This is a genomic window from Roseibium porphyridii (assembly GCF_026191725.2).
In the GTDB taxonomy this organism is placed as follows: domain Bacteria; phylum Pseudomonadota; class Alphaproteobacteria; order Rhizobiales; family Stappiaceae; genus Roseibium; species Roseibium porphyridii.
Window position 1 is genome coordinate 1,842,858 of record NZ_CP120863.1, and the last position, 25,544, is coordinate 1,868,401.

Sequence of the window (25,544 nt, forward strand, 5' to 3'; positions counted from 1 at the left end):
CGCCGGTTTCCGGCGGCTTTTTCTTTGGGGGAATGTTAATGCACCGCTTGTTGTTGTTACTGGGAGCGCTTGTCCTTTCCTGGAGCGCTGTGGCCGGGTCTGCGGCGACGCACCGGGTGTCGGTGCTCGACATGCAATTGGCGATGAAAGCCGCGCTTCGCGCGGTGCTGGTGTGCAATGAAGCTGGTCACCAAGTGGGTGTGTCGGTCGTCGATCGGTTCGGCCTGGAGCAAGTCACCTTGAGAAGCAACATGGGAGGGGCCCATGTGACCGACGCCGCGCGCCGCAAGGCCTGGACCGCGGCAACGTTCAATCTGCCGACATCCGAAATTGACGCTCTGGCGCAGGATGAGGCGCGTGAGGATCTTCGAACGCTCTCCGGCGTCCTTGCACTTGCCGGCGGGTTGCCGATTGTCTCGCAGTCCGGTGAGCTGCTGGGCGGAATAGGCGTGGCCGGCGGAGAGGGCACTGAAAATGAGGCCAAATGTGCTGAAGCCGGTCTTGACGCCATTGCAGAACAATTGAAATAACCCACCTCGAAGCGGCAGCCGGGCTTTGTTCGGACAAGGCTGGCAGGACTTAGATCATTTTTGGAGCGGACATGGCAGACGCAGTTTTGGGCATTATCGGCGGATCCGGCATCTACGATTTGCCGGGACTAGAGAACTCGGAATGGATCAGTGTTGAAAGCCCTTGGGGAGAGCCCTCCGACCAGGTTCGCGTCGGGTCCATTGAAGGCCTGAAGATTGTATTCCTTCCGCGCCACGGCCGTGGCCATGTCTATTCCCCAACCACTATCAATTACCGCGCCAATATCGATGTGATGAAGCGCTGCGGCGTGACCGATCTGTTGTCTGTGTCCGCCTGCGGCTCTCTCAAGGAAGAACATGCACCGGGAACCTTTGTTCTGGTGGATCAATTCATCGACCGGACAATTGCCCGCGAAAAGAGCTTTTTCGGCACGGGGTGCGTTGCGCATGTTTCCATGGCCACCCCCGTCAGTCCGAAGCTTGTCGAAGCTGTCGCAGCTGCTGCGGAGGCGGAGGATCTGGCTTATTCAAAGGGTGGAACTTACCTGGCGATGGAAGGACCGCAATTTTCATCGCTCGCGGAAAGTCACCTCTATCGGACCTGGGGCTGCGATGTAATCGGCATGACGAATATGCCGGAAGCAAAATTGGCCCGTGAAGCTGAGATCTGCTACGCCACCATTGCCATGGTGACGGATTATGACAGCTGGCACCCGGACCATGGCGAGGTTGATATTCAAGCCATCATCAAGGTGCTGCACGACAATGCCGAAAACGCACAGCGCCTGGTTGCCCGCGTCGCACGGGACTTGCCGAGGCAACACCAGTCCTGTCCTGCAGGGTCGGACACTGCGCTTGAGTTTGCGTTCATGACTGCGCCGGAAAAACGAGACCCGGCACTTGTTGCCAAACTTGATGCGGTTGCAGGACGCGTTCTGAACAGGCCATCCTGAACGAAACACCACGTTTTGATCTAATTGAATTTGCTTCGACCGGTCCGACATTCTTGTTATAAGCACCGGTCGGAGAGGAACAGCCAGCGAAAGAAAGTGAATAGATGACCGACCAGACAATCCAGGATGAACTGATCGGAGCGATCCGGACGATCAAGGATTATCCGACCGATGGAATTCTGTTTCGCGACATCACGACGCTTCTTGGGAATGCACGGGCATTTCGGCGTGCCGTCGACGCACTGGTTCAACCCTGGGCGGGATCGAAGGTCGAACAGGTTGCCGGCATTGAGGCTCGTGGCTTCATTCTTGGCGGTGCCGTTGCCCACCAGCTTTCTGCGGGTTTTGTGCCGATCCGTAAAAAAGGCAAGCTGCCGCACGAGACCGTGCGCATCGCCTACTCACTGGAATACGGCCTCGACGAAATGGAAATGCACAAAGATGCCATCAGTGCAGGTGACCGTGTGATTGTCGTCGATGATCTGATCGCAACCGGCGGAACTGCCGAAGCTGCCTGTAAGCTGTTGCGTTCGATGGGTGCCAATATCGAAGCTGCCTGTTTCATTGTGGACCTGCCGGATCTCGGTGGTCGCAAGAAACTGGAAGCCATGAATGTCCCGGTCCGGACCCTGGTGGAATTTCCAGGTCACTGACTTGCCATGTCGGGAGGTTCCGTGGGCGAAGACGAAAAACCGGACTTTTCGGAGAGGTTCCGCCAGGACTTCGAAACGCTTCTGAAATGGCGGCGCGATGTACGCCGCTTCCGAACGGACCCGTTGCCGACCGGTCTGCTGGATCATCTGCTGCATTTGGCCGATCTTGCACCCTCAGTCGGCAACAGTCAGCCCTGGCGGGTCGTGATTGTTGAAAGCCCGGACAAACGGTCTGAAGTGACTGCGTGTTTTGAGGCGGAAAACGAAACGGCAGCAAATACTTATGACGACAACAAGGCTGCGCTTTACCGTCAGCTCAAGTTGTCCGGGCTGAAAGAGGCACCTGTCCACCTGGCCGTCTTTAGTGACGAAGACCCCGCACAGGGACATGGCCTTGGCCGCATGACGATGCCGGAGACGCTTGCCTATTCCACGGTCAGCATGATCCACACCTTTTGGCTGGCGGCGCGGGCCGAAGGAGTTGGCGTGGGCTGGGTGTCTATTCTTGATCCGGCTGCAGTCTCCGAAATTCTTCAGGTTGACGAGAGCTGGCGGCTCGTGGCTTATCTATGCGTCGGTTTTCCGGAAGAAGAACACATCGATCCGGAATTGGAGCGTGTGCGATGGCAATCGCGCAGTCCGTTGGAGACACGGTTGTTTCGCCGTTAGGAGATGAATCCCAGATGCCTGTGATTATTCGTGCGACCGAAGAGAGTGACCACGCCGACGTCCACCAGTTGTTGATGGATCGCTGGACTGCTCCTGAAATCATGCTCGACAATGAAATGGTCGATGCATCACGACTGCCGGGATACGTCGCCTACGACGGTGAAGAGCTTGTCGGCATGGTGACTCTGATCAAGCGAGCTGACGAGTGGGAAATCCTGACACTCGACTCCCTCAACCGTTGGGGCGGGGTCGGTAGTCAGCTGCTGGATGCAGTGGTGACGGAAGCGCGTTCAATCGGCATGCCACGCCTGACCGTGCGCACGTCCAACGACAATCTGGATGCTTTCCGGTTTTATCAGCGACGGGGCTTTCGGCTCGAGCGGATCGGCCAGGGCGTAATTGACCGGGAGCGTGAGCAGAAGCCCGGTATTCCGCTTCGGGGCGACTACGGGATCGAAATTCACGATGAAGTGCTGTTTGCCCGCACGCTTTGATGTGGGTGCCTGCTGCGCACCTGAGCCCGTCAGATTGAGGAAAGCGTCGCGGCCTGTCGGCGTTCGACGAAAACCGTGCCTTTGAACGAAAATACCAGTTTGTCTTCCTGATTGACGGCCAGCATATCAGAATGAATCAAGCCCCATTCCGGTCGGCTGCGGCTTTCTGTTTTGCCGGTGACGATCCGCCTGTAGCGTAGCGTGTCGTCAACAAAAACCGGCTTTATCCACTTCAGATCCTCAAATCCTGGCGACGGGCCCATTCTTGCAGGCGTCACTCCATTGGCGAGCATCTCGGCCACAAGCTCTTTGTGCCTCGCGACCCAGAGTTTCATGAACACTGAAGCCGTGTGCCAGCCGGACGCGCATAGTCGGCCGAAATGGGTCCCCGCGGCTGCTTCTTCACTCAGATGAAACGGCTGGGGGTCGTATTGCTCGGCAAAACGGATGATTTCATCTCGGGTGAAGGTGTGTTGCCCAAGCTCCAGTGCTTCACCGATTTCGATTTCGTCGAAGGGTTTCGTCATCAGGCAATGTCCCGCTTGGCAAACAGGATCGGATTTTCCCAATGAATGACTTTTGTATCGTTTTGCTTGGTCGCCGTGATCCGGAAAATAGCAATGCCGAGGTCTGGTTTGGTGCGCAAGTTCTTGGTTTCCAGAATTTCTGCACGGGCTGTCAATGTATCGCCCGGAAAGACCGGTTGTTTCCATTGCAACTTGCTGATGCCCGGAGAGCCCCTGCCACTTGTCCTGTTGAGGAGGTTCGCGGCCAACAACCGCATGACCAGGGACCCTGTGTGCCAGCCTGAAGCCGCCAAACCGCCCAACAGTGAAGCTTCTCCGGCGTCGTCATCCAGATGAAATGGCTGGGGGTCGAATTCTTCGGCAAAGCCAATGATTTCTTCCCGAGTGACCGTGATTGAACCGAGATCAAACGCCTGACCTGGTTGTAAATCCTCGAAATAAAGGAGATCCGTCATAGGTGTTTTCCGGAATCATTCGGTCGAGCAGGTCAGGATGTATCCGGCTTCCTGAAGCCAGGCTGGACCAGGTTCAGTCGAAATAAATTTCATTATCATCCAAATAGACATTGCTGGCTTCACAGATATCGATTGAAATCGGCTCGTCCAGAACTTCGCTGTCATCGTTCCCGAGCCAGCCGATCTGAAGTACCTGCTCGCAGTTGCCCGTGTCAGCATAAAACTCAGCACGCACGTTCTCGCCCGGACCAAGGGCATCCGATAGCCAGTTGTCGCTCCAGCTACTGCCGTCATCAGTGTAGAACCCGACAACGATGTTGCCCTCGGTATTGTTGTATACTTGGAAATAGCCTTCCGAGCCGGTTCCTTGCGCCATGGCGGCTGTCCCGGTCAGACAAAGCATGCTGGCGCAGGCCACTATCTTCAGAAAATTCATGGGCGTTCCTTCATGCTAGCCATTCCCCTTTTCCGGCGCCATCAGACGCTATCCACCGGATTCCAGCAAGTAAACCTGTTTCCGGTAGCACCGGTTGAAGGCGTGGTCAGGTTTTCACGTATTTCCTCCAATTGTGGTTTTCCTGGAAGCCAAGCACCTCCCGGATCTTGCGGTTGGAAAACAGCGCTTCGTGGTCGCCGAGATCGCGACTCAGGGGAACGCTCGGGAAAAACCGTTCCAGGATTTCCGAGTTGGGAATATCGACCGAGTTGGAGTCGTTCCCCGCATTGAAGACCTGATACCCAAGGCCATCCTTTTCCAGGCAAAGGTCGACAATCTGACCGAGATCGCGCGCATCGATGTAGCAAAAAATATTGCGGCGCCGTTGCGCCGGATCCTTGAAGAAGCCGGGGAAACGATCATATTCATGCGGCTCGATGACATTGCCGATCCTCAGGGCATAAATGTCGTATCCGGAGCGACGCTGGAAAGCACGTGCGGTTTGTTCGTTGACGACCTTGGATAGGCCATAGCTGTCCATGGGATCGACATCATAGTCTTCTTCGACGGGTAGAATTTTCGGGTCGACAACACCGTCGGCGAAGCAGACGCCATAGGTCGTTTCCGACGAAGCGATCACGATTTTCCGGATGCCCAGCTTCACCGCTGCCTCGATGACATTGTAAGTGCCTACGGCATTGACGGCGAAAGTCTTGTTGTCCGGCTGGATCAGGATGCGCGGTACGGCGGCAAAATGTACAACGGCATCGAAGGCCGGGACACCATTGCCGGGTTCCAGCTCATCGAAATTGGCGTAGCTCGTCATGACATTGAACATTTCACCGGAGGAGGTGATATCGGCCGTCAGATTGTCGACACCGGGATAATCGAGCGGCGTCAGATCGACATTTACTACCCTGTGGCCTTGTTCAAGCAGATAGGGAATGACATGTTTGCCGGCTTTGCCGGAGCCGCCAGTAAATAGGATGCGTTTCCGTGCGTTCATTGTCGACAGCTCCAGTTTGAAAGAACGGCGCTCATCATGAGCAATTTGCTCGAAGAGACCAGTCTGTCTTTCGTCTTTCCCGGGAAAATCTACGTGACCTGAGATCCCTCGGTGGATCAAATCCGCAAGATTTATCATCTGGTGCGGTGCTAGTGTCCGATCACTTTTCCAGGACGGCCACATGACCCAGCACCAGACAACCAATCTTAGTTCGAAAGACAATGGCTATATCCGCCGCTTCACGCGAGTGATCGAATATATCTACGCCCACCTGGATGAAGATCCGGATCTTGCGACGCTCGCGAACGTGGCGGCCCTTTCACCCTGGCACTGGCACCGTGTCTGGCAGTCCACCTACGGTGAGTCCATCGTCGCCACGGTGAAACGGCTTCGGCTGCATCGTGCGGCTGCTGATCTTTCCTACACCGACCTTCCACTTTCCAAAGTCGCCAGCCGGGCCGGGTATGGCAGTCAAGAAGCCTTCTCGCGCAGCTTCAAACAATCATATGGCCAGAGCCCGTCGGTCTACCGTGCCGAAACGGTTTTGACCAAGCTGCAACCGGTCCTCGTCGATGCCCCAATCCCCAGCTTAAAAGGAACCGACCTCATGCATGATGTAACTATCAAATCCCTGCCTTCCGAAACGCTTGCCGTATTGCCTCACAAAGGATCCTATCTGCAGATTGGTCAGGCTTTTGAAAAGCTGATCGGCATGCTGGTCACACGCAACCAGATCGGACAATCGGGTGCCATGAAGGCGCTCTACTATTCCGACCCGACCCGCGTTCCGGAAGACGAACTTCGGTCAGTTGCCGGTGTTGCCGTTACAGATGGATTTGCGATGACAGCCCCGCTCGAGGCGGTGGAAACGCGCGGTGGCGACTATGCGGTTCTTCATTACAAAGGTCCCTATGCCGATATGCAAAAGGCTTATCGCTGGCTCTATGGCGAATGGCTAACGCAGTCCGGACGGGTGCCCGATGACGCGCCTTGTATGGAAGTCTATCTCAACAATCCGCGTGATACGGCCCCTGCTGATCTTCTGACCGATATCTGCCTGCCGCTCAAACCGGCCGCGTAAAATGGATCAAAGTGGCCAGAAAACCAGGATCGCCGGTATGGAAACGACCAGCACCAGCAGCTCAAGTGGCAAACCGATGCGCCAGTAGTCGCCGAAGCGATAACCGCCAGGCCCCATGATGATGGTGTTGTTCTTGTGGCCGATCGGCGTCAGGAAGGCGCAGGATGCAGCCACAGCGACCGCCATCAGGAAGGGATCCGAGTTGACACCCAAACTGCCTGCGATCTGGACAGATATCGGCGCCGCAATCAGGCAGGTGGCGACATTGTTCAGGAAATCCGACAGGGTCATGGTCACGACCATCAGCACGGCTAGCGTGATCCAGGCAGGGGCTCCCGCAGTCAGGGCAACGATGCCATCGGCAATCAGTTGAGCGTTGCCTGCATTTTCAAAGGCTTGCCCAAGAGGGATCAACGAACCAAGCAGCACAATGACCTTCCATTCAACGGCGGTATAAACCTCTGAACCGCTGATCAGCCCGGTTGCAGCATATAGAACGACGCATGCAGCCAGCGCGACGGGCAGATAGGCAAGACCGGCAACGGCAGCGGTAATAGCCAGAACAAAACCGGCGATGGCAAGCCAGGCCTTGTTGCGTTGGATCATGCCGGTCTTGCGCCCTTCCAGGGGCAAGACACCCAACCAGCTGCTGGCGTGATCGAGTCGATCTTCGGTACCGAGCATGAGGAGGACATCTCCCGGCCGGATAATCTCGTGACGCACCCTTTTCTGAATGCGGCGTCCCTGGCGGGAAATACCGAGCAGCGTGACGCTTTGTCCATAGAGCAGGCGCATGTCGAAGGCTGACCGTCCGATGATGCGCGCATTGTCGGGTACGATGGCTTCAAGCAACGACAAGGCGCTTCCGCTCAAGCCGCCTTTGTGTCGCTCGGAGCCTGCGAATTCGAGTTTCGCTGCCCCCATGAAGGCCTCGATGGCCTTGGGATCGCCTTCCACGACGAGGAAGTCACCCGATTTGATCGGTTCGCGGCGCGCAAAGCCCCTGACACGCCTGCCGTTGCGGATCAGTCCAATGATGACCACGTCCTTGTCGTCGGCAACGGGGTAGAGATCGCCGACACTAAGTGGCTTGTCATCCGGGATGTTTCCGACTTTGAGTTCCGCCGAGTACAGGCTTTCTGCAAATCCTTCCTGCTTGGGCGGCTTTCGAAAATGGGCAGGTAGCAGACGCCAGCCAAAAAGAGCGACAAAGGCGATCCCTGTCACGGCGACCACCAGTCCGACCGGAGCGAAATCAAACATCGCAAACGGTTGACCGAGTGCATCGGAGCGGTATTCGGCTATGACAATATTTGGAGGCGTACCAATCAAGGTGATCATACCGCCGAGGATTGTTGCGAAAGACAAGGGCATCAAGGTCAGGCCCGGCGACCGCTCACCCTTGCGGGCTGCCTCAAGATCCAGCGGCATTAAAAGCGCAAGTGCCGCCACGTTGTTGATGATGCCTGAAAGCCCTGCGCCGACAACCGACATCAGGCCGATATGTCCGGAAAGGCTTCGCGAGGCAGATAAGAGATGTCCGGCAATTAGCTCGACAGCACCGGAATTCATAAGCCCGCGTGAAACAATCAGTACAAGTGCGATGATGATGACGGCAGGATGACCGAAGCCGGTAAAGATTTCTCCCGACGGCACAAGACCAAGCAGCGCACCCAGAATGAGAGCTGCAAAAGCAATCAGGTCGAACCGGATGCGGCCCCAGACGAGCAGGGCAAAGACGGCACCGAACAACACAAAAAGGGCGGTTTGATCGAATGTCACGTAAGCTCCGGCGGATGCGGCCCCAATTTGCAATAGCCGGTTTTAGGACGAATTGCCGAGATTCGCCAGAAAAAGGCCGTCGATTGGATTTCGACCCTTCGGTCGCCGGCCTTTTCGCGCGTTTTTTGGAGTTTCCGGCATGACGTCTGCCCGGTGCTTTGACCGGGCCGTACGACACGTGACTTCAAAGCGCCGGGTCAGCTTGTTGCAACCTTCTTGTCCTCACCGGGTGCAAGGGCGCTGGCAGCAAGCAGGATCGACATGGCAACGGCTCCGATGCCGATGATCGCCAGTCCCAGCGTTGCAAAAGCGGAAACCAGAAGGCCGCCGACAAGGAGACCGGCAATCCCGGCGAGGGCTGCGCCACAGCGCCGAAGAGCAGTCTTGCCGGTTTCAAGGTAGGAATTCATGGTATTCATATCAGTCTCCAAAGTTAGCTTTACGGGATTGGAAATGAGCAGCGGGAAGGGACCCACTGCTCCATTTGAGGTCGAGGTCACCCCTTCTCTTGAGTGCCGGCTTTCTTGTCTTTGCCGCCGAACCACGCATGGTCGTTGTCTTTTTCCACGGATAGAACCTCACCTGTCGCTGCGTCGATCAACACTTCCACTTCATCTGCGTCGGTGTTGATTTCGACTTCAAAGACAGTCTTGCCGTCCTCGTTTTCCAGCGTGATTTCCTCAATTGCCCCGGGCTGTGCCGCAAGTGCGATTTCGGAGACCTGCGCGATGGAAAGGTCGGACTGAAGCGGGGCGTCCGATGCATTTTTCTGAGCGGCAATGGCAAGGGAGGTACCCGTCAGCCCAACTGCGATCAGGCTGGCTGCAAAAATCTTGGCGGTGGTTTTCATGTCTTCGTCCTCTTGGGTTGTCTGCGGCGGCGTCGTGCCCTCCGATGACCAAGAGATAAGCGATGGAGTTTGCCCGCCTCTGGCGCGAAATATACATTTTTGTAAAGAAGCGAAATTCGGTTTCCTCATTGAGATCGAACGTTGTACGCCTTGAAAGGAAGGGCGGCATAAGGACCGTCTAAGGCCAAGGACATTGAACTGAAGATGCGCATTTTGCTTCTTGAAGATGATAGTGGCATCGGCAAGTGGGTGCATTCCAGCCTCAGCGAGGCTGGTCATGTTGTCGACTGGGTTTCGGATGGAAGAGAAGCGCTGGCAAGTGCGACGACTGGAGATTTCGATGTCATTGTGCTCGACCGGATGACGCCAGGTATTGACGGATTGTCGGTTCTGAAGGCCATTCGAGCCTCTAAAAACAGCACACCTGTCTTGTTTCTGACAGCTATGGAAGCAGTTGAAGACAGGGTCGAAGGCCTTGAGGCAGGCGCGGACGACTACCTGACCAAGCCTTTCGCCTCTAGCGAGTTGCTGGCACGGATTGCAGCGCTTGGCCGTCGCAGGTCTTCTGTTCCAGATGCAGAGCCGGTGAAGCTCAAATCGGGCGATCTTGAATTGGATCTCTTGAAACAGACTTGCGTCCGACAGGGGCAGAAAATCGATCTCAACGCGAAAGAATTCCGTCTTCTCGAAGTGTTCATGCGCAACGAGGGCCGGGTCCTGACCCGGGCGATGCTTCTTGAGCGTGTGTGGGATATCAACTTCGACCCGACAAGCAGTGTCGTTGAAACTCATATCAGCCGATTGCGCGCAAAGATCGAAAAACCGTTCGAGGGATCTCTGATCCGGACGAAGCGAGGAGCAGGCTATGTCTTCGAAGTGTGATCCGGAAAATCGGGTATCTGACCGGAGCATCTGCTGTTGAAACTGCTTAATCAGATACGAGCCCTGATGCAGATGTCGGTCCTGCGTCAGACTGTGCAGCTCACGCTTGTCTTCCTCGTTATTGTCGCTTTTGCAGGATTCGTGTCGATCCTCTTCATCGACCGGGAGATCAATGCCCGCATAGATGCTGAACTGGAAACCCGTTTGGCCGATGTTGCTGGCAGGATCGCTGCGATCGGCCCGGATAATGCCCTTTTCTATGAAACCGAAGACCGGTTTGTTGCCTTTCAGGGACCTGGCGGCGCAACGTATGGCGCCTTGGCTAAGCTTACCGAGAACAGGCCGGGACTGAGGACCATCAAACTTGGTCGAAAGGTTGTTGGTGAGGATCTCGACGGTATCTGGCGCGTGTATATCGCACAGGCGGCAGGTGGTACTTTGGCTGTCGGGACGAACCTTGACGATCGGGATGACTATCTGGAGGTCCTGATCAATATCTTCGCTGTATCGGGCGGTTTGACACTCGTTGCCATGCTGGGGATCGGAGGCCTTTTGGGTTGGCGGGCGCAACGGCGTTTGTCCGCCATCTCAGGAGTGCTCGACAAGGTGGCTGCAGGTGACTTGACGGCGCGGATCGAACCAGGGTCCGGCAGTGATGATTTCGTTCGTCTGTCGCGATCGATCGATCAGACAACATCTCAGCTGGAAATCCTGCTGCGACAGACACGAAACCTGACGGCCAATATTGCGCATGACCTGAAGACACCCCTGACCCGTTTGCGTGGCCAGCTGGAAATGATTGAAGCGACAGCGGCCGACGAAGATGCGATCAGCGTGGCGATGGAACAGACTGACGAGATCATCGACCTGTTCGAGGCCTTGCTGCGCATTGCCAAGCTTGAATCTGGTGAACACCGGCAGAGGTTCGAGACCCTCAGTCCCGCCAGGCTTGCCGAGGAAACGGCGGACATTTACCGGGCGGTCATAGAAGACAGTGGCCGGAGCTTCGATCTTGTTGTTCAAGAAACGGAGGCCATTTCAGGGGACCGGCGCTTGATCCTGCAAGCCGTCGCCAATCTGATTGAAAACAGTTTGAAACACACGCCGGAGAGCGCGCGTCTCACACTCATTGCGCGGGGCAAAAGCCTTGTCCTTGCAGACACAGGTCCGGGAATACCGGAACATCTTTATGGCCGCGTGCTGGAGCCGATGTACCGGCTTGAGGAAAGTCGAACAACGCCCGGTGCAGGCCTTGGTCTGGCCCTTGTCAAAACCATCACAAACCTGCATCGGGCAGAGCTTTCAATGGCCTCAAGTCAACCGGACGCTCCTGAACGAAAAGGATTGAGAATAGAAATCCGGTTTCCGTGATCCAGAACTCGTGCCTCTCGGTCGGGGAAAATTGCCTATCTCTCAAAGAGGGTGACGATTGTTGATCCGGACACACGCGGTCGGAACGCAGGACGTCCCATTCGATGACGTGATCTGAATCCGATATGGGACAGGGGAGTGGCCTCATTCTGATCGCGCACTTCAAACATGACGAAACGTTAATCTCAGAACAATGGACCCGTGCGTTTTCATACCCATATTTCCAGTAGGAAACGGCGAAAGCCGTATAATGGAAAGGAAAGGAAAATGACCCGCGAGAACAATCGTTTTTACGAAGTGGACGATTTGTTGAAAAAGTATGGCGTGCCAAGAACGAATTGGGTTGCTCGCCTGCGCCGACCTGAGAACAGCGACAAATGGCGGAACCACAAAGGCCCCAATCCGCTGCTGATGCTCGGTCTGGATCGAAGCTGAGCGTAGAACCAAAACAAGGGCATCCTGCTTGCCGAAAAGTTGGCAATCCAGGATGCCGAACTGTTAGCCAACCGCGACCCGCAGCTCGGGCAATCCTTCTATGGTCGCCAGGAGCACGTCGCCTTTGGAAACGGGACCGACACCGGCAGGTGTTCCCGTCAAAATGACGTCACCAGCGCCCAGTTGGAAAAGCTCGGACAATTTTGCGATGATCTCAGGGACTTTCCAGATCAGCTGGTTAAGGTCGCCGTCCTGACGAATGTCACCATTGACGGTGAGTGAAATCTTGCCATCGCTCAGAAAACCGCAATCGGCGGCCGGAACAATCCGGCCGACTGGGGCTGAACGTTCAAATGCCTTTCCGGCTTCCCAGGGACGGCCAGCCTTTTTGGCCGCACCTTGTAAGTCTCGCCGGGTCATGTCCAGAGCAACCGCATACCCATAAACGTGTTGAAGTGCGTTTTCGGCCTTGATATTGGCGTTACCCGATTTCAACATCACCGCCAGTTCTACCTCGTGATGAACATCCTGGCTGAGTGGGGGATAAGGAAACGTTCCGGAGGGATCGAGATCGTCCGGGTTTTTCTGGAAGAAAAACGGGGGTTCCTTGTCAGGGTCATGACCCATCTCAACAGCATGCGCCGCGTAGTTCCGACCGACACAATAGACCCGTCGCACGGGAAACCCGAGTTTACTGTCGCTGATTGGCAATATGGCGGGTTGCGGGGCGGGAAACACCGTCGGCATGGTTCGACCTTCCTGAAATGGCGATGACCGTCTGTTTGCCGCATCCCATCATTTCTGTCGAGTGACACCTGCGACGCACCTCTATCAAAGGCCGACACCTACGCACTGTGGATCAGATCTGCAATCGACCGGAAACAGGCACGTTCAGATCATTTTGATGGCTTGCCAGGGCTTCTATCGCAAGGCGAAGGCCTTCTGCCGACGTCTGCGCAGACATGCTGGGTGCTCCGAGATTTCCTTCCATCGCCGCCACTTGTGGCAGGTGAGGCAGGTGCACCCAACCAGCGCGAACTTTGCTCTCAGTCTCAGCAAGGTGATGCATAACACCGTAGAAAAGGTGATTGCAGCAGAAAGTTCCGGCCGTATCGGAAATGTCAGCGGGAATACCGCCCGCGCGCATTGCCTTGACCATCGCGCGGACCGGAAGTGTGCTTTGGTAGGCGAGGGGACCGTCTTTGACGGTTGGCTGGTCCTGCAAAGCCACGCCAGCATTGTCTTTCAAACCGTAGCGGGTGGCATCGTTGAAATTCATCGCAAAGCGTTCAACGGTTATCGTGGCACGTCCGCCAAATTCTCCCATCATTACGACGGCATCAGCACCAGTTTTCTGTAGTGCATCCTTGACGGCTTCGATGCATACGAAAAACGTATTCGGGATAATTTTCGATACAATGCGGGTGTCGGCCACGACATCGCCGTCCAGAAGCCTTGCAACTTGTTCGGCCGGATTGACCGGTGTGTTGCCAAATGCCTCAAATCCCGTCAACAGCAATGACTTCATGCGACTATATCCTGTTCAGGCGGATGCGCTGTAGCATGGCACGCGCGGTCCCCATTAGCCGACCGGCGTCGCTGCAATCAGCCTGCAAAGCCAAATCGCCCGACATGCACTCCACACCGGATCCATTTTGCGCAACAGTCAGACGGTTTTCAGCTGCAGAGTGCCCTTATCAGGTGTTGAACTTGAAGAGCAGTACATCACCATCCTTGACGATATACTCCTTGCCTTCATCCCTTGCCTTGCCTGCCTCCTTGGCAGCATTTTCACCGCCAAGAGAAACATAGTCGTCATAGGCAATTGTTTGGGCACGAATGAAACCGCGTTCGAAGTCCGTGTGGATGACACCGGCGGCACCGGGGGCTTTTGTGCCTTCCGTGATTGTCCAGGCACGGGTTTCCTTGGGGCCAGCGGTAAAATAGGTGATCAGACCGAGCAGGTCGTAGCCAGCGCGGATCATGCGATCGAGGCCCGGTTCTTCCAGTCCGATGGTTTCCAGAAACTCGTCCTGTTCCTCATTGTCGAGTTGAGAAATCTCGGCTTCGATTGCGGCCGATATCACCACGGCGACAGCGCCTTCTTCCTTGGCCCTCGCCATAACCTTTTCGGTAAATGCGTTCCCGGTTGCTGCTGAAGCCTCATCAACGTTGCAGACGTAAAGAACCGGCTTTGAGGTCAGCAGGTTCAAACCCTTCAAGAGCTTTGCTTCCTCTGCGTCTGCAGTTTCCAGCATGCGCGCCGGTTTGCCGTCCTGCAACAAGGCAAGGGCTGCCTCCATGATCGGCAATACGACTTTTGCTTCCTTGTCGCCGCCCGTCGCTTTTTTCTTCAAAGGGGCGATACGGCGCTCAAGGCTTTCCATATCCGCGACCATGAGCTCGGTTTCTACCGTTTCGGCATCCGCAAGCGGATCAATCGCACCGTCGACATGGGTGATGTCATCATCTTCAAAGCACCGCAGCACATGAGCGATGGCATCGACTTCGCGAATGTTGGCCAGAAACTGGTTGCCAAGACCTTCACCCTTGGAAGCTCCGCGCACCAGACCGGCAATGTCGACGAAAGTAATTCGGGTCGGGATGACTTCCTTCGAAGCCGCAATATCGCGGATCGCATAAAGGCGCGGGTCAGGAACGGCAACTTCACCCGTATTCGGCTCGATCGTGCAGAAGGGATAGTTGGCGGCCTGGGCCGCGGCTGTTTTCGTGAGCGCGTTGAAGAGCGTGGACTTGCCGACATTCGGCAGTCCGACAATGCCGCACTGGAAACCCATGGGAGTTCGCTTTCGGTTTGGTCTGAAACTGTTGCCGGGCTACATGCCCGAGCCTTGACGGCAGGTCAAGACTTTGAGCGACGAGTTCAGACACGGAAGGCTGAACCGTTGCGTTATTGCAGACCCGTCCTGTCGATGATGCCACGGTTGCACCCCATTGCGACGGTATCGGCCGCCCGCATCAACTCACCCAGGTCGCTTTCCTGAGTTATCTTGCCTTTCATGCCGAGCCAGATCTCGTTGATCAAGGTACGGCTGCCGTCACTGGTGCACTTGATCAGAACTCTGTCTCCTGTGCCTTGGCCGAAAGATGTGTCAAAGGCTGCGCGGATATCGGCCCCTGTGATTTCGGCACCGACATTGTTGAAGAACAAGTCCCCGACAGCGGATTGATTGACGAGTTCAGTCAGGTAAAGCGTGTCATCATAATACTCATCAGCGCCACCTTCGCCCAGGAAACAGGTGCCGTGTTTTATCCATTCATGATGGTGCAGGAAACTGGCATATCCTGGCATGGCAGCTTGCAAGGCATCGGCGGTTTCGGTGTCGATCGCCGGAGCAGGGAGACGATCCCAGGTATCGGGCTTGTCCAGGTCTATGATGCTGGTCGGCACTCCGCAGTAAATGTTGTCCTTTGGCTGCGGCCACAGGCCATGGATGGAGAGCTGGCGGGTCGTGTGCGGAAGAAGGCCATCGTTCAGGTCACGGCATTCCTTCTTGCCGGGTCGGAATTCACAAAACGCTGGCTGCCAGGAGAGGGTCAGAAGGTTGTCGACGGACTCTGTGCCTTCCTGCTCGATGACATCATCGGAACCGCCTGTTCCAGTGCCACCTGTCCGGGTATCGGCCTTGACCACGTGAATGCCGCAGTCCGCACTGACCCATCGAGCGGTTGATACGGGAGCGTTGTCCATCTGAACCTGGAAATAGTCTCCACCTTCCTTGTTCAACCCGAGCATCTTATAGGCCATATTGGGTGAGGTGGTGATGCTGCCCGGATTGGTCTGCCTGTTTTTGCTGTGATAGGCTTCGCAGGTTTCGAAGGCGATGAAATAGCCTTCCAATTTCTTGAACGCCGATGCCGGTGTCGTCACCAAAAAGCTGCCTGCGATCAATGCAATAAGAAAACGCATTGCCTACCTCCCAGAACCACTGGACGGACACCGCGAACAAATGCTCCTGGTGTCTTCTCGGGGGGAACGACCTAATCCTTGCCGTGTCACCATGTCGTTCTTATGACGAGAGCTGCGGATCCTGTTTGTGCTTTGCTTGGTTCCGGCGTAACAGCAGCCAATTTACTGTATTCGCTGGAGCTGGGGTCAGTCGCCACGGAACAGTTTTTTCAGCATGTCTGCCATCGGCCCGGATTTGGGCATGGCCGTTGGCTTAGGCTGACGGGCCTGCCGAATGTGGCTTTGCCCCTTTGGTTTTGCCGCAGGCCTGCCAGGGCGCTCGCCCACTACTTCAGGTTTGCCCTTGCGCTGTGCTTTTTGCGGTTCCAGTGAAAGCGTCAGTTTGTTGGCAAATTGACTGTCCTGCCCGGTTGCGAGCAGATCGGCATGGTTCGCTATTTCCTCAAGAAGTGGTTCCAGCCAGTCCTGATCCGCCTTTGCAAAGTCACCAAGAACATAGTTCGATACCAGCTTCTTGTCGCCGGGGTGTCCGATGCCGAGACGAAGACGCCGGTAGTCCGGCCCGATATGCGCGGAGATGGAACGCAATCCATTGTGACCACCGTGACCACCGCCTTTTTTCATGCGGAATTTGGCAGGCGGCAAGTCGAGCTCATCGTAGAGAACGACGATGTCTTCGGGTTGAAGCTTATAGAAGCGCATGGCTTCACCCACCGACCGGCCGCTTTCGTTCATGTAGGTTGAAGGTTTTAACAGGAGAGCCTTGTCTGTTCCGAGGCGTCCTTCGGAAACCTGACCCTGAAACCGGGCGCGCCAGGGCTGAAAAGCCGAATGGCTGCGGTGAATTTCGTCCACGGCCATGAAACCGATGTTGTGCCGGTTTCCTGCGTATTTCGCACCTGGATTACCGAGACCGACGATCAGCTTCATAATGTGCCTTTCACGTCCGTTGTTGAAACGAAAAAGCAGCCCAACCGGCTGCTTTGAAGTCGTCCCCGAATTTGCTCCGTGATGGAGCGCCGGGGCAGAAGGCGGTGACCGCCTCCTTATTGTTGTAACAGAAGTGAAGCTTATTCGCTTGCTTCTTCTTCGCCCTCTTCAGCGCCTTCTGCTTCTTCACCTTCGTCGGTTTCTTTCATGCCGGCCGGAGCCGCAATCGTTGCGATGGTGAAGTCGCGGTCGGTGATGGTCGGCTCAGCGCCTTCCGGCAGATCAACTGCGGAGATGTGCAGGCTGTCGCCCGGCTCAGCTTTGGCAAGATCCAAAACCAGAGCTTCAGGAATGCTGTCTGCAGGCACGTTCATTTCGACCGTGTGACGGACGATGTTCAAGACGCCGCCTTTTTTCAGGCCCGGGCAGTCTTCTTCATTGATGAACTGGACCGGAATTTCGACCGTGAGGGTCGCACCTTTGGCAACACGCAGGAAGTCGACATGCAGGACGTCATCACGCACCGGGTGCAGCTGATAGTCCTTGGCGATAACCTGATGCTTTTCACCGTCGATGTTGATCGTGCCGATCTGCGCGGTAAAGCCACCCTTGTGCAGGGTAATGGTTGTTTCTTTTACCGGAATGGTGATCGGCAGTGCCGGTTTCTTGTCGCCGTAGATAACGGCGGGGAGAAGGCCTTCGCGACGCAGTGCCCGTGCGGCCCCCTTGCCCACCCGGTCCCGTGCCGACGCCTTCAGCTCATAGCTGGAAGCCATGGGAAACTCCTTGGTGTATTAAGAACGGATCGGCGAACCTTTGCGCCTTCAAAAGACTTTCAGTTGTTCGGGATCGATCCACATGCGCCTCCTCCAGGGGTGCAGGCGCGAGCGCGTACATACAGAAACACCCGCAATTACGCAAGTCTGCCGCTCCAATTTTGTTGTTTCAGGCGCCGAATTCGAGCGTTATTTCGTGTGGTCAATGTCCAGAGGCGACTGGTAGTGCTCCGTTCTATTTTGGAGGAAAGTAATTACTCAACTGAAAGGTTGACTGATTTTGGCGTCCGGACAAAACTGTCCAGAACAAAACGGGTGGAGCTGCCATGGCAATCGACGAGGACCTCAACAACAGGCTGCGTGATGCGCTTGCGGACAAAGGGGGACTTTCAGAAAAGAAGATGATGGGAGGCACGTGCTTCTTGCTCAATGGCCATATGGTGTGCGGTGCTGACCGCACAAAGGATGGAGAAAGTCGGTTTATGTTCCGGGTTGGGAAAGACAATCATGGAACAGCGGAAACGTTGCCCGGAGCGACACCAATGATGCAGGGAGGGCGTGTGATGAGTGGCCTGTTCTTTGTGGCAGAAGACGATGCGTCCGATGACATCCTTCGTGACTGGCTGGACCTTGCCGTCGCAAATGCAATGACGCTGAAACCCAAGTGATTTTTCTTTGTCTTAAGGATGTGGTTCACCCCTTAAGCCGACGGGATGTATCCTCCTGAAAAGCCGGATCGGCTTTTTTGGCAAACGCTTTTTGCCAGGGTTCGGCCAATTCAGGGAGCTCAGACAGGGCGCGTGCCATCTGCGGATCAACGCGTGGGCTGAACCTGGCATGAATTACTTCCTTCAGGTTCCATTCCGGGCAGGGGCGCTCGACCAGGATCAGCTCGTCACCCGCTTCAAATTGGCCTTCCTGCAAAACCCGGAAATACCATCCCGTCCGCGCGGTTTTCTGAAAATGGGCGGCCTGTGCCGGATTGCCGGTGTGCATGTTGAGCTTCCAGCACGGTTGGCGGGCCTGGGAGATCTGGACACGAACCGTGCCGGCGGCAAATACGTCGCCGAGGCAAAGCTCTGCTTCTGTAAATCCGTCCGACGCAATGTTCTCTCCGAAGCCTCCCGGTTTGAATATTTCCTGCCGGTCGGGAAATGTTTCCCGCCAATAAGCGTAATGCTCGGAAGGATAGATGTGCAGGGCTTTGTCTGGTCCACCGTGAACAGCACGGTCTGCCTGACTGTCCGTTAAGAGGCCTTCACGGCCGACCTGTTGCGGACCGGCGGTCAGTGTCTTTCGGATCGCGGATTGTTCCTTGTCCTGCCAAAGCTGTTCAGGCTTGCCGGTATAAATGCTGAGGATTTTCGCTTTCAAAGTCATGCACTTGCCTCATGTAGCAGCGTGTTCGTGGCAAATCTGGCCGGTTTCGACCGGCGACAGTCCAACCTCGAGCAGTTTGCAGTATCCACCTTTTTCAAGGTTCTCGTGATGTTTGCAGGTCCGGCAGAGCCCGAAGGACCGATTGCCTCTCTGAAGCAGCATTGCGCTCACGAGAGCCTTTAGTCCGGTCGCCAGCGCGGTTGATGTGTCTTTTGGCAGATCATCAATGACCTCGTCCATACCCGATGAAACATTCAGAAGGTCCAAACCGTCTTGCGCAACGTCATATCGGATGCTGCGTTTGTCGGCATCTGAACGGGTTTCATCAATCAGGTTCTTGCGTGCCAGCGCCTTGAGGGTCTGGGACGCCGTACCGCGCGTCGTCGCCAGATAGTCCGCCACATGCGAAGGCGCTCGCGAAAAGCGGTTGGCCCGAGCCAGATAGCTGAGCGCTGCAAATTGCGAAGGGTTCAACGGGCCGTTCCACTCTTCTGCCGCGCTCAAACGGGTCAGGCGATCGATCAGGTCTCGAATCTGTTGCGCTTCTGTGAAGTCAGTCATGAATCAATATGTAGCGAGTCGAAATTAAACTTGCAATAGTATCGACTCGCTATTAATTAGGTTCTGCCTTCAGAAAAGGAGATTGGCAAATGTTGAAGCAGATCCTTGGAAGTCTTTTGGTCGCTGGAATGCCGGCCGCATCTCTTGCGGGCGGGGACCACGGTCATCACGCACTCAATCAGGACGGAGCGATCCTCTCCCCGGAAAATGGGGAGACCGACCAAAACTATGACATCCTCGCCGCGCATGTGCACCGAAAGGGCCGTGTCGTCACTTTTCATATGACGCTTACGGGAAGCGCCGGGGCAACAGTACCTGAGAAGAATGGGGACTTGGCTGGTGCGCCTGTGCATTCCTACGTCTGGCCAACGTCACTTGAACCGGCGAGCGTCGGCTTTGAAGGTGGCAAAGGTATTCTGGCGTTGGCTGCAACGAGCCATCCTGATTTCGATGATACACCGCTCTTTGACGAAGATGGGGACGGTGATGTCGGCAATGACGGCGCGAAGTGGCATTCGCACTGGGTTGTACTGACTCCGAACGATGCGTGCGGGCCGGGCGCCTTGTCAGTTCAGGATATCCCGGATGGGGCCAATCCCAAAATGCCGGCAACCTGGCCGGGCCTTCCGCTTTATATCGACAGTCCCGGTTTTTCACCGGTTCTGGACGAACAGGAAATCACCATCAATGTTTCGTTCAGTGATGCATCAGTCGTCGATGGCCTGAAATATGACGGCGTGACTTCAGCGCTGAGGGTCAACCAGAGTATCCACGCACCACTGCTATGTGTTGTTGACGTGTTTGACGTTGCTTCTGGAGACTTGAGCCTGCCGGGCGAACTTGCAGATCACTAAGACCAGCTGTGCCGGAAAAAACCCGGCACAGCTCTCCAGATCAGTTCTCCGATGGTGCATAAGAGGCTGGATCGACGATGTCCGGACGACCCTTTAATGTCAGTTGCGATTGACGCGCTGGTGTTGTGGAAATGACTTTCCCGCCTTTGACCACTTTAAGCCGTGTCGCCTTGAGGCGGATTGCCTCGATTGCGTCGCGCGCCTGAAGCAATACGAAATCCGCCTTGCAGTCTTTTGCAATGCCATAGCCTTCAAGGCCCATGGCATTTGCCGGATGACTGGTAACGCAGTCGAAGCAATAGCGGATTGCTTCTCGGCTCGTCATTTGTGCGACGTGGAGCCCCATTGAAGCCACTTCGAGCATGTCGCCGGATCCCATGGAGTACCAGGGATCCATCACGCAATCATGACCGAAGGCCACATTGATGCCATAGGAGCGCATTTCCGGAACGCGGGTTTGGCCGCGGCGTTTCGGGTATGTGTCATGGCGGCCCTGGAGCGTGATGTTGATCAACGGGTTGGCAATGGCATGAACCTCAGCTTCGGCAATCAGCGGCAGAAGCTTGGAAACATAGTAGTTGTCCATCGAGTGCATCGACGTCAGGTGTGAGCCTGCGACACGTCCCTCCAGGCCAAGGCGTTGGGTTTCATAGGCAAGCGTTTCAATGTGACGAGACATGGGGTCGTCGGTCTCGTCGCAATGCATATCAACCATGAGGCCGCGTTCAGCCGCCACTTCGCAAAGCCTTCTGACAGACCGGGCGCCATCATCCATGGTGCGTTCAAAATGCGGAATACCACCGACGATGTCGACGCCCATATCAAGGGCTTTTAACAGGTTGGCCTCGGCATTCGGAGAGCGATAGAGACCGTCTTGCGGAAAAGCGACAAGCTGGAGGTCGATATAGTCCTTTACCTTGTCGCGAACCTCCAGCAACCCTTTGACGCCGGTCAGCCTGTCATCGCAGACATCGACATGTGTTCGAATGGCCAAAAGTCCTTGTGAGACGGCAAGGTCGCAGTAATTCAGGGCGCGTTCAATAACTGCGTCAACGGTCAGTATCTCCTTGAGCTCCCCCCAGAGCGCGATGCCTTCCAAGAGCGTTCCACTCTGGTTCATGCGCGGCAATCCCAGTGAGAGCGTCGCATCCATATGGAAGTGACTGTCCACGAACGGGGGTGAGACCAGTTTGCCATCAGCGTCGATGATGGTCTGGGCGTCTGCGGCAATGCCGGTTTCAACCGCTTCGATCCGACCATTGCGGCAAGCAATGTCCACGCTGGTTCGACCATCCGGCAGATTGGCGTTTTTTACGAGAAGGTCAAAGCTCATCGGGACACACCTCAGCGTTGGCCGCGGAAATAGGGAACAAGCAGCGCTCTCGGGTAGTCTGCCCGGCGGGCAACCACGATCAGCGCCGCGATCGACAGAAGATAGGGCATCATCAGGAAGACCTGACCGGGGATGAAACTGCCGACTTCCGTCTGGAGCCTGACTTGGAAGGCATCGAATGCTCCAAAGAGCAGTGCACCGATCAGCGCCTTGCCAGGGCGCCAGGAAGCGAAAACGGTGAGTGCGATACAGATCCAGCCGCGACCGTTGACCATGCCGAAGAAAAAGGCGTCAAAGGCGGACATCGTTAGGAAAGCACCTCCAAGTGCCATGATGGCGGATCCGGCGACGACTGTTCCGATGCGGATCGCATAGACAGAAAGGCCTTGAGACTCAACGGCGGAAGGATTGTCGCCAACGGCTCGGATCGCCAGTCCCAGCGGGGTCCTGTAGAGAACATATGCTGTTGCCACAACAAGAAAGAGGGCGAGAAACGTCAGCGGTGTCTGCTGAAAGAGCGCCGGACCGATGAATGGCAATTCGCTGAGGACAGGAATGTCGAGTGGCTGAAAAGCGTCGATGCGTGGCGGCGAGGAGACGTCAGGCAGGGCCGTGCGATAGATGAAATAACTGAGCGAGGTCGCAAAGAGCGTTACACCGATCCCCGATACATGCTGCGACAAGCCGAGTGGCACTGTCAGGATCGCGTGAATCAGCCCGAAGAGTGCCCCCGCGCATGCCGCAACGAAGACACCACCCCACAAGCCGGCCCCAAGCCAGACGGCCATCCAGCCTGCCATTGCGCCTGCAGTAAAGATGCCTTCGATACCTAGATTAAGAACCCCGGCACGCTCGCAAATCAGTGCCCCGATCACGCCGAAGATCAAAGGCGTAGCGATGCGCAGCGCCGCCGCCCAGAAATTGGCAGACAGTAGAATGTCCAAGATCTCTGTCATTTTGCTGTCTCCTTTGCAGACGGGGCACCAACAAAGCGGATCTTGAACCTCAAGAACAGTCCAGCCACCAGGACGCAGAGCAGAGACATTGCGACCATCAAGTCCGCCAGATAATTGGAAACACCCGTTGCGCGGGACATGGAATCCGCGCCGACGAAAATGCTGGCGATAAAGAGGGCTGCGATGATCACGCCGACGGGAGATAGGCCAGCCAGCATGGCCACGACAATTCCCGAATACCCGAAACCGGGAGACAAGTCCGCCGTCAGATACCCTTTCAGTCCTGCAACTTCACCGACGCCCGCAAGACCAGCCAGAGCACCGGAAATCAGCCCAACCCGCACGAAGGTAGCGGTGACGGGAATACCGGAATGGCGCGCTGCCGCAGCATTTTCACCAACTGCGCGGATTTCGAAACCCCAGACCGTGCGCTTTAGCAGAAAGTAGACACCGAGCGAGGCGACGAGCGCAATGATCAGGCCCCAATGGATGCGCATTCTGGCCATCAGTTTGGGCAACGCAGCTTCATCAAGGATGGGTTCCGATTGTGGCCAGCCCATTCCCATCGGGTCTTTCATCGGGCCTTCCAGCATCATCTGGACAAAAAGCAGGATGATGAAGTTCAAGAGGAGCGTGGTGACCACTTCATCGACACCAAGGCGGGTTTTCAAAAGCGTTGGGCCGAGCATGACAAGTCCGCCCGCCAGGGCCCCGGCCAGAATGACCAGGGGAATGAGAAACAACGAAGGGCCTCCAAAGACTCCCGTGCCGACAGCAACTGCGGCTAGAGCACCCGCATAGAGCTGGCCTTCAGCGCCAATGTTCCAGAGTTTTGCCCGGAAGGCGACGGCGGCTGCCAGACCGGTCAGGATCAGGGGCGTGGCGCGCGTAAGCATCTCGGTGAAGGCGAACATTGATCCGAAAGCGCCCTTGACCATCAGGCCGTAGGCACCAAAGACGGACAGGCCGGCGAACGCCATGGGTATGGCTGCCAGCAACAAGGCTGCCACTGCAGCAGCAACGGATACAAGGAGCACCCTTGAAACGGGAACCGGGCCTCTGGGTTCAAAGCGGATCATGCGGCTTCTTCTCCATCATGGCCCGCCATCCGCAAGCCGAGTGTGCTCCGGTCGAGCGTTTCAGTCCGGTCAGCTTCCGACAGCTTTCCGCGATGGATCACGGCAATGCGGTCCGAAAGACGCATCAGTTCATCCAGGTCTTCGGAGATCAGAATGACGCCAGCGCCTCTGTCGCGAGCCGCAAGAAGACGTTTGTGCACGTCAGATGTCGCTCCGACATCAAGGCCGCGGGACGGCTGAGCCGCGAGGACGACCTTTGGCACTGTTTCCAATGTGCGGGCCAGAACAATCTTCTGGATGTTTCCCCCCGAAAGCAGGCGTGCCGGACTGTCTTCGCTCTGGCACCGGATGTCATAGGCCTTGATCAGGCTGCGGGCGCGCTCGCGGATTGCGGCAAAACGCAACAGACCAAAGCGCTGGTTCTCTGGTTTGCGAATGGATTCAATTGCCAGGTTCTCCGAAACACTCATTGCGCCAACAATGCCGTCATGATGTCGATCTTCGGGAATGCGGGCGAGGCCGATATCGATCATCTTGCGCGCGTCAAGATGAGTGAGCGGCTGGTCCTCCAGAAGCATTTCGCCAGAAATCACCGGTTCCAGTCCGGAAATGACTTTGGCAAAAGTTGCCTGACCATTTCCGGATACGCCTGCAATTCCGAGGATCTCACCCGATTTCAGGTCGAGATTCACATCTTGCAGCGCATCACGACCGTGACCGGCGAAGATCCTCTTGAGTACGAACAGCGATCCTCCGGCCTCCTTTTCGGTCCGAATGGTTTCAACAATTTCGTGCCCGACCATGAGTTCGGCCAGTTTGCGCTGATCACAGCTTGCTGTCGGTAGATCGGCAACCTTGCAGCCGCCTCTCAAGACAGCGACGCGATGGGACGATGCGATCACTTCCGCAAGCTTGTGGGAAATGAAAATGATGCCGAGACCGTCTTCAGCAAGCGTCTTCAACGTTGCGAACAAGGTTTCCGATTCTTGCGGTGTCAGGACCGCCGTCGGTTCATCGAGGACAAGCACGCGCGCATCTCGGTAAAGAGCCTTCAAGATTTCAACACGCTGCTTTTCACCGACGGACAGTTGGGAAATGCGGGCATCCAGCGACACCGTCAACCCGGATCGCGTCATCAGGTCTTCGAGTTTCGCACGTGCCGGTGCACGCGCGGTGGAAAGTGTCGCGAGGCTTTGCGTTCCCAGAAGGATATTGTCGAGAGCACTCAGGTTCTCAGCCAGAGTAAAGTGCTGGTGCACCATGCCGATACCGGCCTCAAGCGCTGCGTGGGGAGAGCCTGGCTCGAGCTCTTTGAGACCGCCATCTCCGGAGCTGACCAGCACCTGTCCTTCATCGGCAACATAGTGGCCGAAGAGTATGTTCATCAGCGTGGTCTTTCCAGCGCCGTTTTCGCCCAGAAGCGCAAGAATTTCACCGCTGCGGAGATCAAGCGAAACTTCGCCGTTCGCCGTCAGCGCTCCAAACCGTTTGGTGATGCCGTCCAACCGCAGGACGAGCGCAGCCTCCTGTGCAGGTGCGGTCATGCAGAGCTCCGGAATAAGAAATGTGGGCCACCGCCATCGGGCGGGACGGGGAAGGGCCGGCGACCGAATGATCGCC

The 25,544-nt window shown here is 56.1% G+C and carries 30 protein-coding genes; 11 read left to right on the plus strand and 19 right to left on the minus strand.

Annotation, left to right across the window (positions count from 1 at the left end; genetic code table 11):
• Positions 1-38: 38 nt before the first annotated feature.
• From K1718_RS08495 to K1718_RS08515, 5 genes are all read left to right on the plus strand, one after another.
• A complete protein-coding gene (locus tag K1718_RS08495) occupies positions 39-530 on the plus strand; it encodes a GlcG/HbpS family heme-binding protein (protein ID WP_265683768.1) in 492 nt (163 codons plus the stop codon).
• 71 nt (positions 531-601) lie between these two features.
• Positions 602-1,483 (plus strand): S-methyl-5'-thioadenosine phosphorylase, encoded by an 882-nt coding sequence (locus tag K1718_RS08500; protein ID WP_265683771.1) that lies wholly within the window; start codon positions 602-604, stop codon positions 1,481-1,483.
• A 104-nt stretch (positions 1,484-1,587) separates the two neighbouring features.
• Positions 1,588-2,136 (plus strand): adenine phosphoribosyltransferase, encoded by a 549-nt coding sequence (locus tag K1718_RS08505; RefSeq protein WP_152500528.1) that lies wholly within the window; start codon positions 1,588-1,590, stop codon positions 2,134-2,136.
• 6 nt (positions 2,137-2,142) lie between these two features.
• Positions 2,143-2,805, plus strand: a complete 663-nt coding sequence (bluB, locus tag K1718_RS08510; RefSeq protein ID WP_265683772.1) for a 5,6-dimethylbenzimidazole synthase — start codon at positions 2,143-2,145, stop codon at positions 2,803-2,805.
• 14 nt (positions 2,806-2,819) lie between these two features.
• A complete protein-coding gene (locus K1718_RS08515; protein WP_152500530.1) occupies positions 2,820-3,299 on the plus strand; it encodes a GNAT family N-acetyltransferase in 480 nt (159 codons plus the stop codon).
• 29 nt (positions 3,300-3,328) lie between these two features.
• On the opposite strand, the gene K1718_RS08520 is transcribed toward K1718_RS08515, so the two are convergent.
• From K1718_RS08520 to K1718_RS08535, 4 genes are all read right to left on the minus strand, one after another.
• Positions 3,329-3,826, minus strand: coding sequence for a MaoC family dehydratase (locus K1718_RS08520; protein WP_265683773.1), 498 nt, complete (start codon positions 3,824-3,826; stop codon positions 3,329-3,331).
• Positions 3,826-4,281: a MaoC family dehydratase gene (locus K1718_RS08525; RefSeq protein ID WP_152500532.1), complete on the minus strand. Its 456-nt coding sequence runs from the start codon at positions 4,279-4,281 to the stop codon at positions 3,826-3,828. Before K1718_RS08525 ends, K1718_RS08520 begins: the two co-directional genes overlap by 1 nt.
• Before the next feature lie 73 nt (positions 4,282-4,354).
• Positions 4,355-4,717 carry a hypothetical protein gene (locus tag K1718_RS08530; protein ID WP_265683774.1) on the minus strand — a complete coding sequence of 121 codons (363 nt, stop codon included), beginning with the start codon at positions 4,715-4,717 and terminating at the stop codon, positions 4,355-4,357.
• A 106-nt stretch (positions 4,718-4,823) separates the two neighbouring features.
• Positions 4,824-5,723 (minus strand): NAD-dependent epimerase/dehydratase family protein, encoded by a 900-nt coding sequence (locus K1718_RS08535; RefSeq protein ID WP_152500534.1) that lies wholly within the window; start codon positions 5,721-5,723, stop codon positions 4,824-4,826.
• Between the two features lie 181 nt (positions 5,724-5,904).
• Here K1718_RS08535 and K1718_RS08540 point away from each other — a divergent pair, with 181 nt between their 5' ends.
• Positions 5,905-6,804 carry an AraC family transcriptional regulator gene (locus tag K1718_RS08540; RefSeq protein WP_265683776.1) on the plus strand — a complete coding sequence of 300 codons (900 nt, stop codon included), beginning with the start codon at positions 5,905-5,907 and terminating at the stop codon, positions 6,802-6,804.
• Between the two features lie 6 nt (positions 6,805-6,810).
• Here K1718_RS08540 and K1718_RS08545 read toward each other — a convergent pair whose 3' ends face one another.
• The 3 genes from K1718_RS08545 to K1718_RS08555 all read right to left on the minus strand — a co-directional run bounded on the left by K1718_RS08545 (position 6,811) and on the right by K1718_RS08555 (position 9,436).
• Entirely contained in the window at positions 6,811-8,586 is a 1,776-nt protein-coding gene (locus tag K1718_RS08545) for an SLC13 family permease (protein WP_152500536.1), read from the minus strand.
• A 197-nt stretch (positions 8,587-8,783) separates the two neighbouring features.
• Positions 8,784-9,005 (minus strand): hypothetical protein, encoded by a 222-nt coding sequence (locus tag K1718_RS08550; RefSeq protein ID WP_265683778.1) that lies wholly within the window; start codon positions 9,003-9,005, stop codon positions 8,784-8,786.
• 77 nt (positions 9,006-9,082) lie between these two features.
• On the minus strand, positions 9,083-9,436 hold the full coding sequence (locus K1718_RS08555; protein WP_265683779.1) for a PepSY domain-containing protein: 354 nt from the start codon (positions 9,434-9,436) through the stop codon (positions 9,083-9,085).
• 204 nt (positions 9,437-9,640) lie between these two features.
• Between K1718_RS08555 and K1718_RS08560 the strand changes: the two genes are divergently transcribed.
• From K1718_RS08560 to K1718_RS08570, 3 genes are all read left to right on the plus strand, one after another.
• Positions 9,641-10,318 (plus strand): response regulator transcription factor, encoded by a 678-nt coding sequence (locus K1718_RS08560; RefSeq protein WP_265683782.1) that lies wholly within the window; start codon positions 9,641-9,643, stop codon positions 10,316-10,318.
• Between the two features lie 36 nt (positions 10,319-10,354).
• Positions 10,355-11,689, plus strand: a complete 1,335-nt coding sequence (locus tag K1718_RS08565; protein ID WP_265683784.1) for a sensor histidine kinase — start codon at positions 10,355-10,357, stop codon at positions 11,687-11,689.
• A gap of 267 nt (positions 11,690-11,956) precedes the next feature.
• Positions 11,957-12,124 carry a hypothetical protein gene (locus K1718_RS08570; protein WP_173005929.1) on the plus strand — a complete coding sequence of 56 codons (168 nt, stop codon included), beginning with the start codon at positions 11,957-11,959 and terminating at the stop codon, positions 12,122-12,124.
• Between the two features lie 63 nt (positions 12,125-12,187).
• On the opposite strand, the gene K1718_RS08575 is transcribed toward K1718_RS08570, so the two are convergent.
• From K1718_RS08575 to K1718_RS08600, 6 genes are all read right to left on the minus strand, one after another.
• Positions 12,188-12,871, minus strand: coding sequence for a fumarylacetoacetate hydrolase family protein (locus K1718_RS08575; protein ID WP_265683788.1), 684 nt, complete (start codon positions 12,869-12,871; stop codon positions 12,188-12,190).
• A 112-nt stretch (positions 12,872-12,983) separates the two neighbouring features.
• Positions 12,984-13,652: a pyroglutamyl-peptidase I gene (gene pcp, locus K1718_RS08580; RefSeq protein WP_265683789.1), complete on the minus strand. Its 669-nt coding sequence runs from the start codon at positions 13,650-13,652 to the stop codon at positions 12,984-12,986.
• Positions 13,653-13,821: 169 nt separating this feature from the next.
• A complete protein-coding gene (gene ychF / locus K1718_RS08585; protein WP_152500543.1) occupies positions 13,822-14,922 on the minus strand; it encodes a redox-regulated ATPase YchF in 1,101 nt (366 codons plus the stop codon).
• A 113-nt stretch (positions 14,923-15,035) separates the two neighbouring features.
• Complete coding sequence (locus K1718_RS08590; protein ID WP_265683792.1) at positions 15,036-16,055, minus strand: ribonuclease T2 family protein; 1,020 nt, start codon at positions 16,053-16,055, stop codon at positions 15,036-15,038.
• Positions 16,056-16,241: 186 nt separating this feature from the next.
• On the minus strand, positions 16,242-16,985 hold the full coding sequence (gene pth / locus K1718_RS08595) for an aminoacyl-tRNA hydrolase (protein ID WP_265683794.1): 744 nt from the start codon (positions 16,983-16,985) through the stop codon (positions 16,242-16,244).
• A gap of 140 nt (positions 16,986-17,125) precedes the next feature.
• Positions 17,126-17,761, minus strand: coding sequence for a 50S ribosomal protein L25/general stress protein Ctc (locus K1718_RS08600; protein ID WP_265683795.1), 636 nt, complete (start codon positions 17,759-17,761; stop codon positions 17,126-17,128).
• Positions 17,762-18,087: 326 nt separating this feature from the next.
• Here K1718_RS08600 and K1718_RS08605 point away from each other — a divergent pair, with 326 nt between their 5' ends.
• Positions 18,088-18,429, plus strand: a complete 342-nt coding sequence (locus tag K1718_RS08605; RefSeq protein ID WP_152500547.1) for a TfoX/Sxy family protein — start codon at positions 18,088-18,090, stop codon at positions 18,427-18,429.
• A 25-nt stretch (positions 18,430-18,454) separates the two neighbouring features.
• On the opposite strand, the gene K1718_RS08610 is transcribed toward K1718_RS08605, so the two are convergent.
• Positions 18,455-19,141 carry an MOSC domain-containing protein gene (locus K1718_RS08610; RefSeq protein ID WP_152500548.1) on the minus strand — a complete coding sequence of 229 codons (687 nt, stop codon included), beginning with the start codon at positions 19,139-19,141 and terminating at the stop codon, positions 18,455-18,457.
• A gap of 9 nt (positions 19,142-19,150) precedes the next feature.
• Positions 19,151-19,702, minus strand: a complete 552-nt coding sequence (locus tag K1718_RS08615) for a MarR family winged helix-turn-helix transcriptional regulator (protein WP_152500549.1) — start codon at positions 19,700-19,702, stop codon at positions 19,151-19,153.
• 89 nt (positions 19,703-19,791) lie between these two features.
• On the opposite strand from K1718_RS08615, the gene K1718_RS08620 reads away from it, so the two are divergent.
• The gene (locus K1718_RS08620; protein ID WP_265683801.1) at positions 19,792-20,556 is read left to right on the plus strand and encodes a hypothetical protein; all 765 of its coding nucleotides are present in this window, start codon (positions 19,792-19,794) and stop codon (positions 20,554-20,556) included.
• A gap of 40 nt (positions 20,557-20,596) precedes the next feature.
• On the opposite strand, the gene K1718_RS08625 is transcribed toward K1718_RS08620, so the two are convergent.
• From K1718_RS08625 to K1718_RS08640, 4 genes are read right to left on the minus strand one after another with little or no spacing between them, the layout of a single operon-like run.
• Positions 20,597-21,889, minus strand: coding sequence for an amidohydrolase family protein (locus tag K1718_RS08625; protein WP_152500551.1), 1,293 nt, complete (start codon positions 21,887-21,889; stop codon positions 20,597-20,599).
• Between the two features lie 11 nt (positions 21,890-21,900).
• Positions 21,901-22,845 (minus strand): ABC transporter permease, encoded by a 945-nt coding sequence (locus tag K1718_RS08630; RefSeq protein ID WP_152500552.1) that lies wholly within the window; start codon positions 22,843-22,845, stop codon positions 21,901-21,903.
• Entirely contained in the window at positions 22,842-23,924 is a 1,083-nt protein-coding gene (locus K1718_RS08635) for an ABC transporter permease (RefSeq protein ID WP_152500553.1), read from the minus strand. The genes K1718_RS08630 and K1718_RS08635 overlap by 4 nt, the downstream gene beginning before the upstream one ends.
• Complete coding sequence (locus K1718_RS08640) at positions 23,921-25,468, minus strand: ABC transporter ATP-binding protein (RefSeq protein WP_265683803.1); 1,548 nt, start codon at positions 25,466-25,468, stop codon at positions 23,921-23,923. Before K1718_RS08640 ends, K1718_RS08635 begins: the two co-directional genes overlap by 4 nt.
• Between the last annotated feature and the right edge of the window lie 76 nt (positions 25,469-25,544).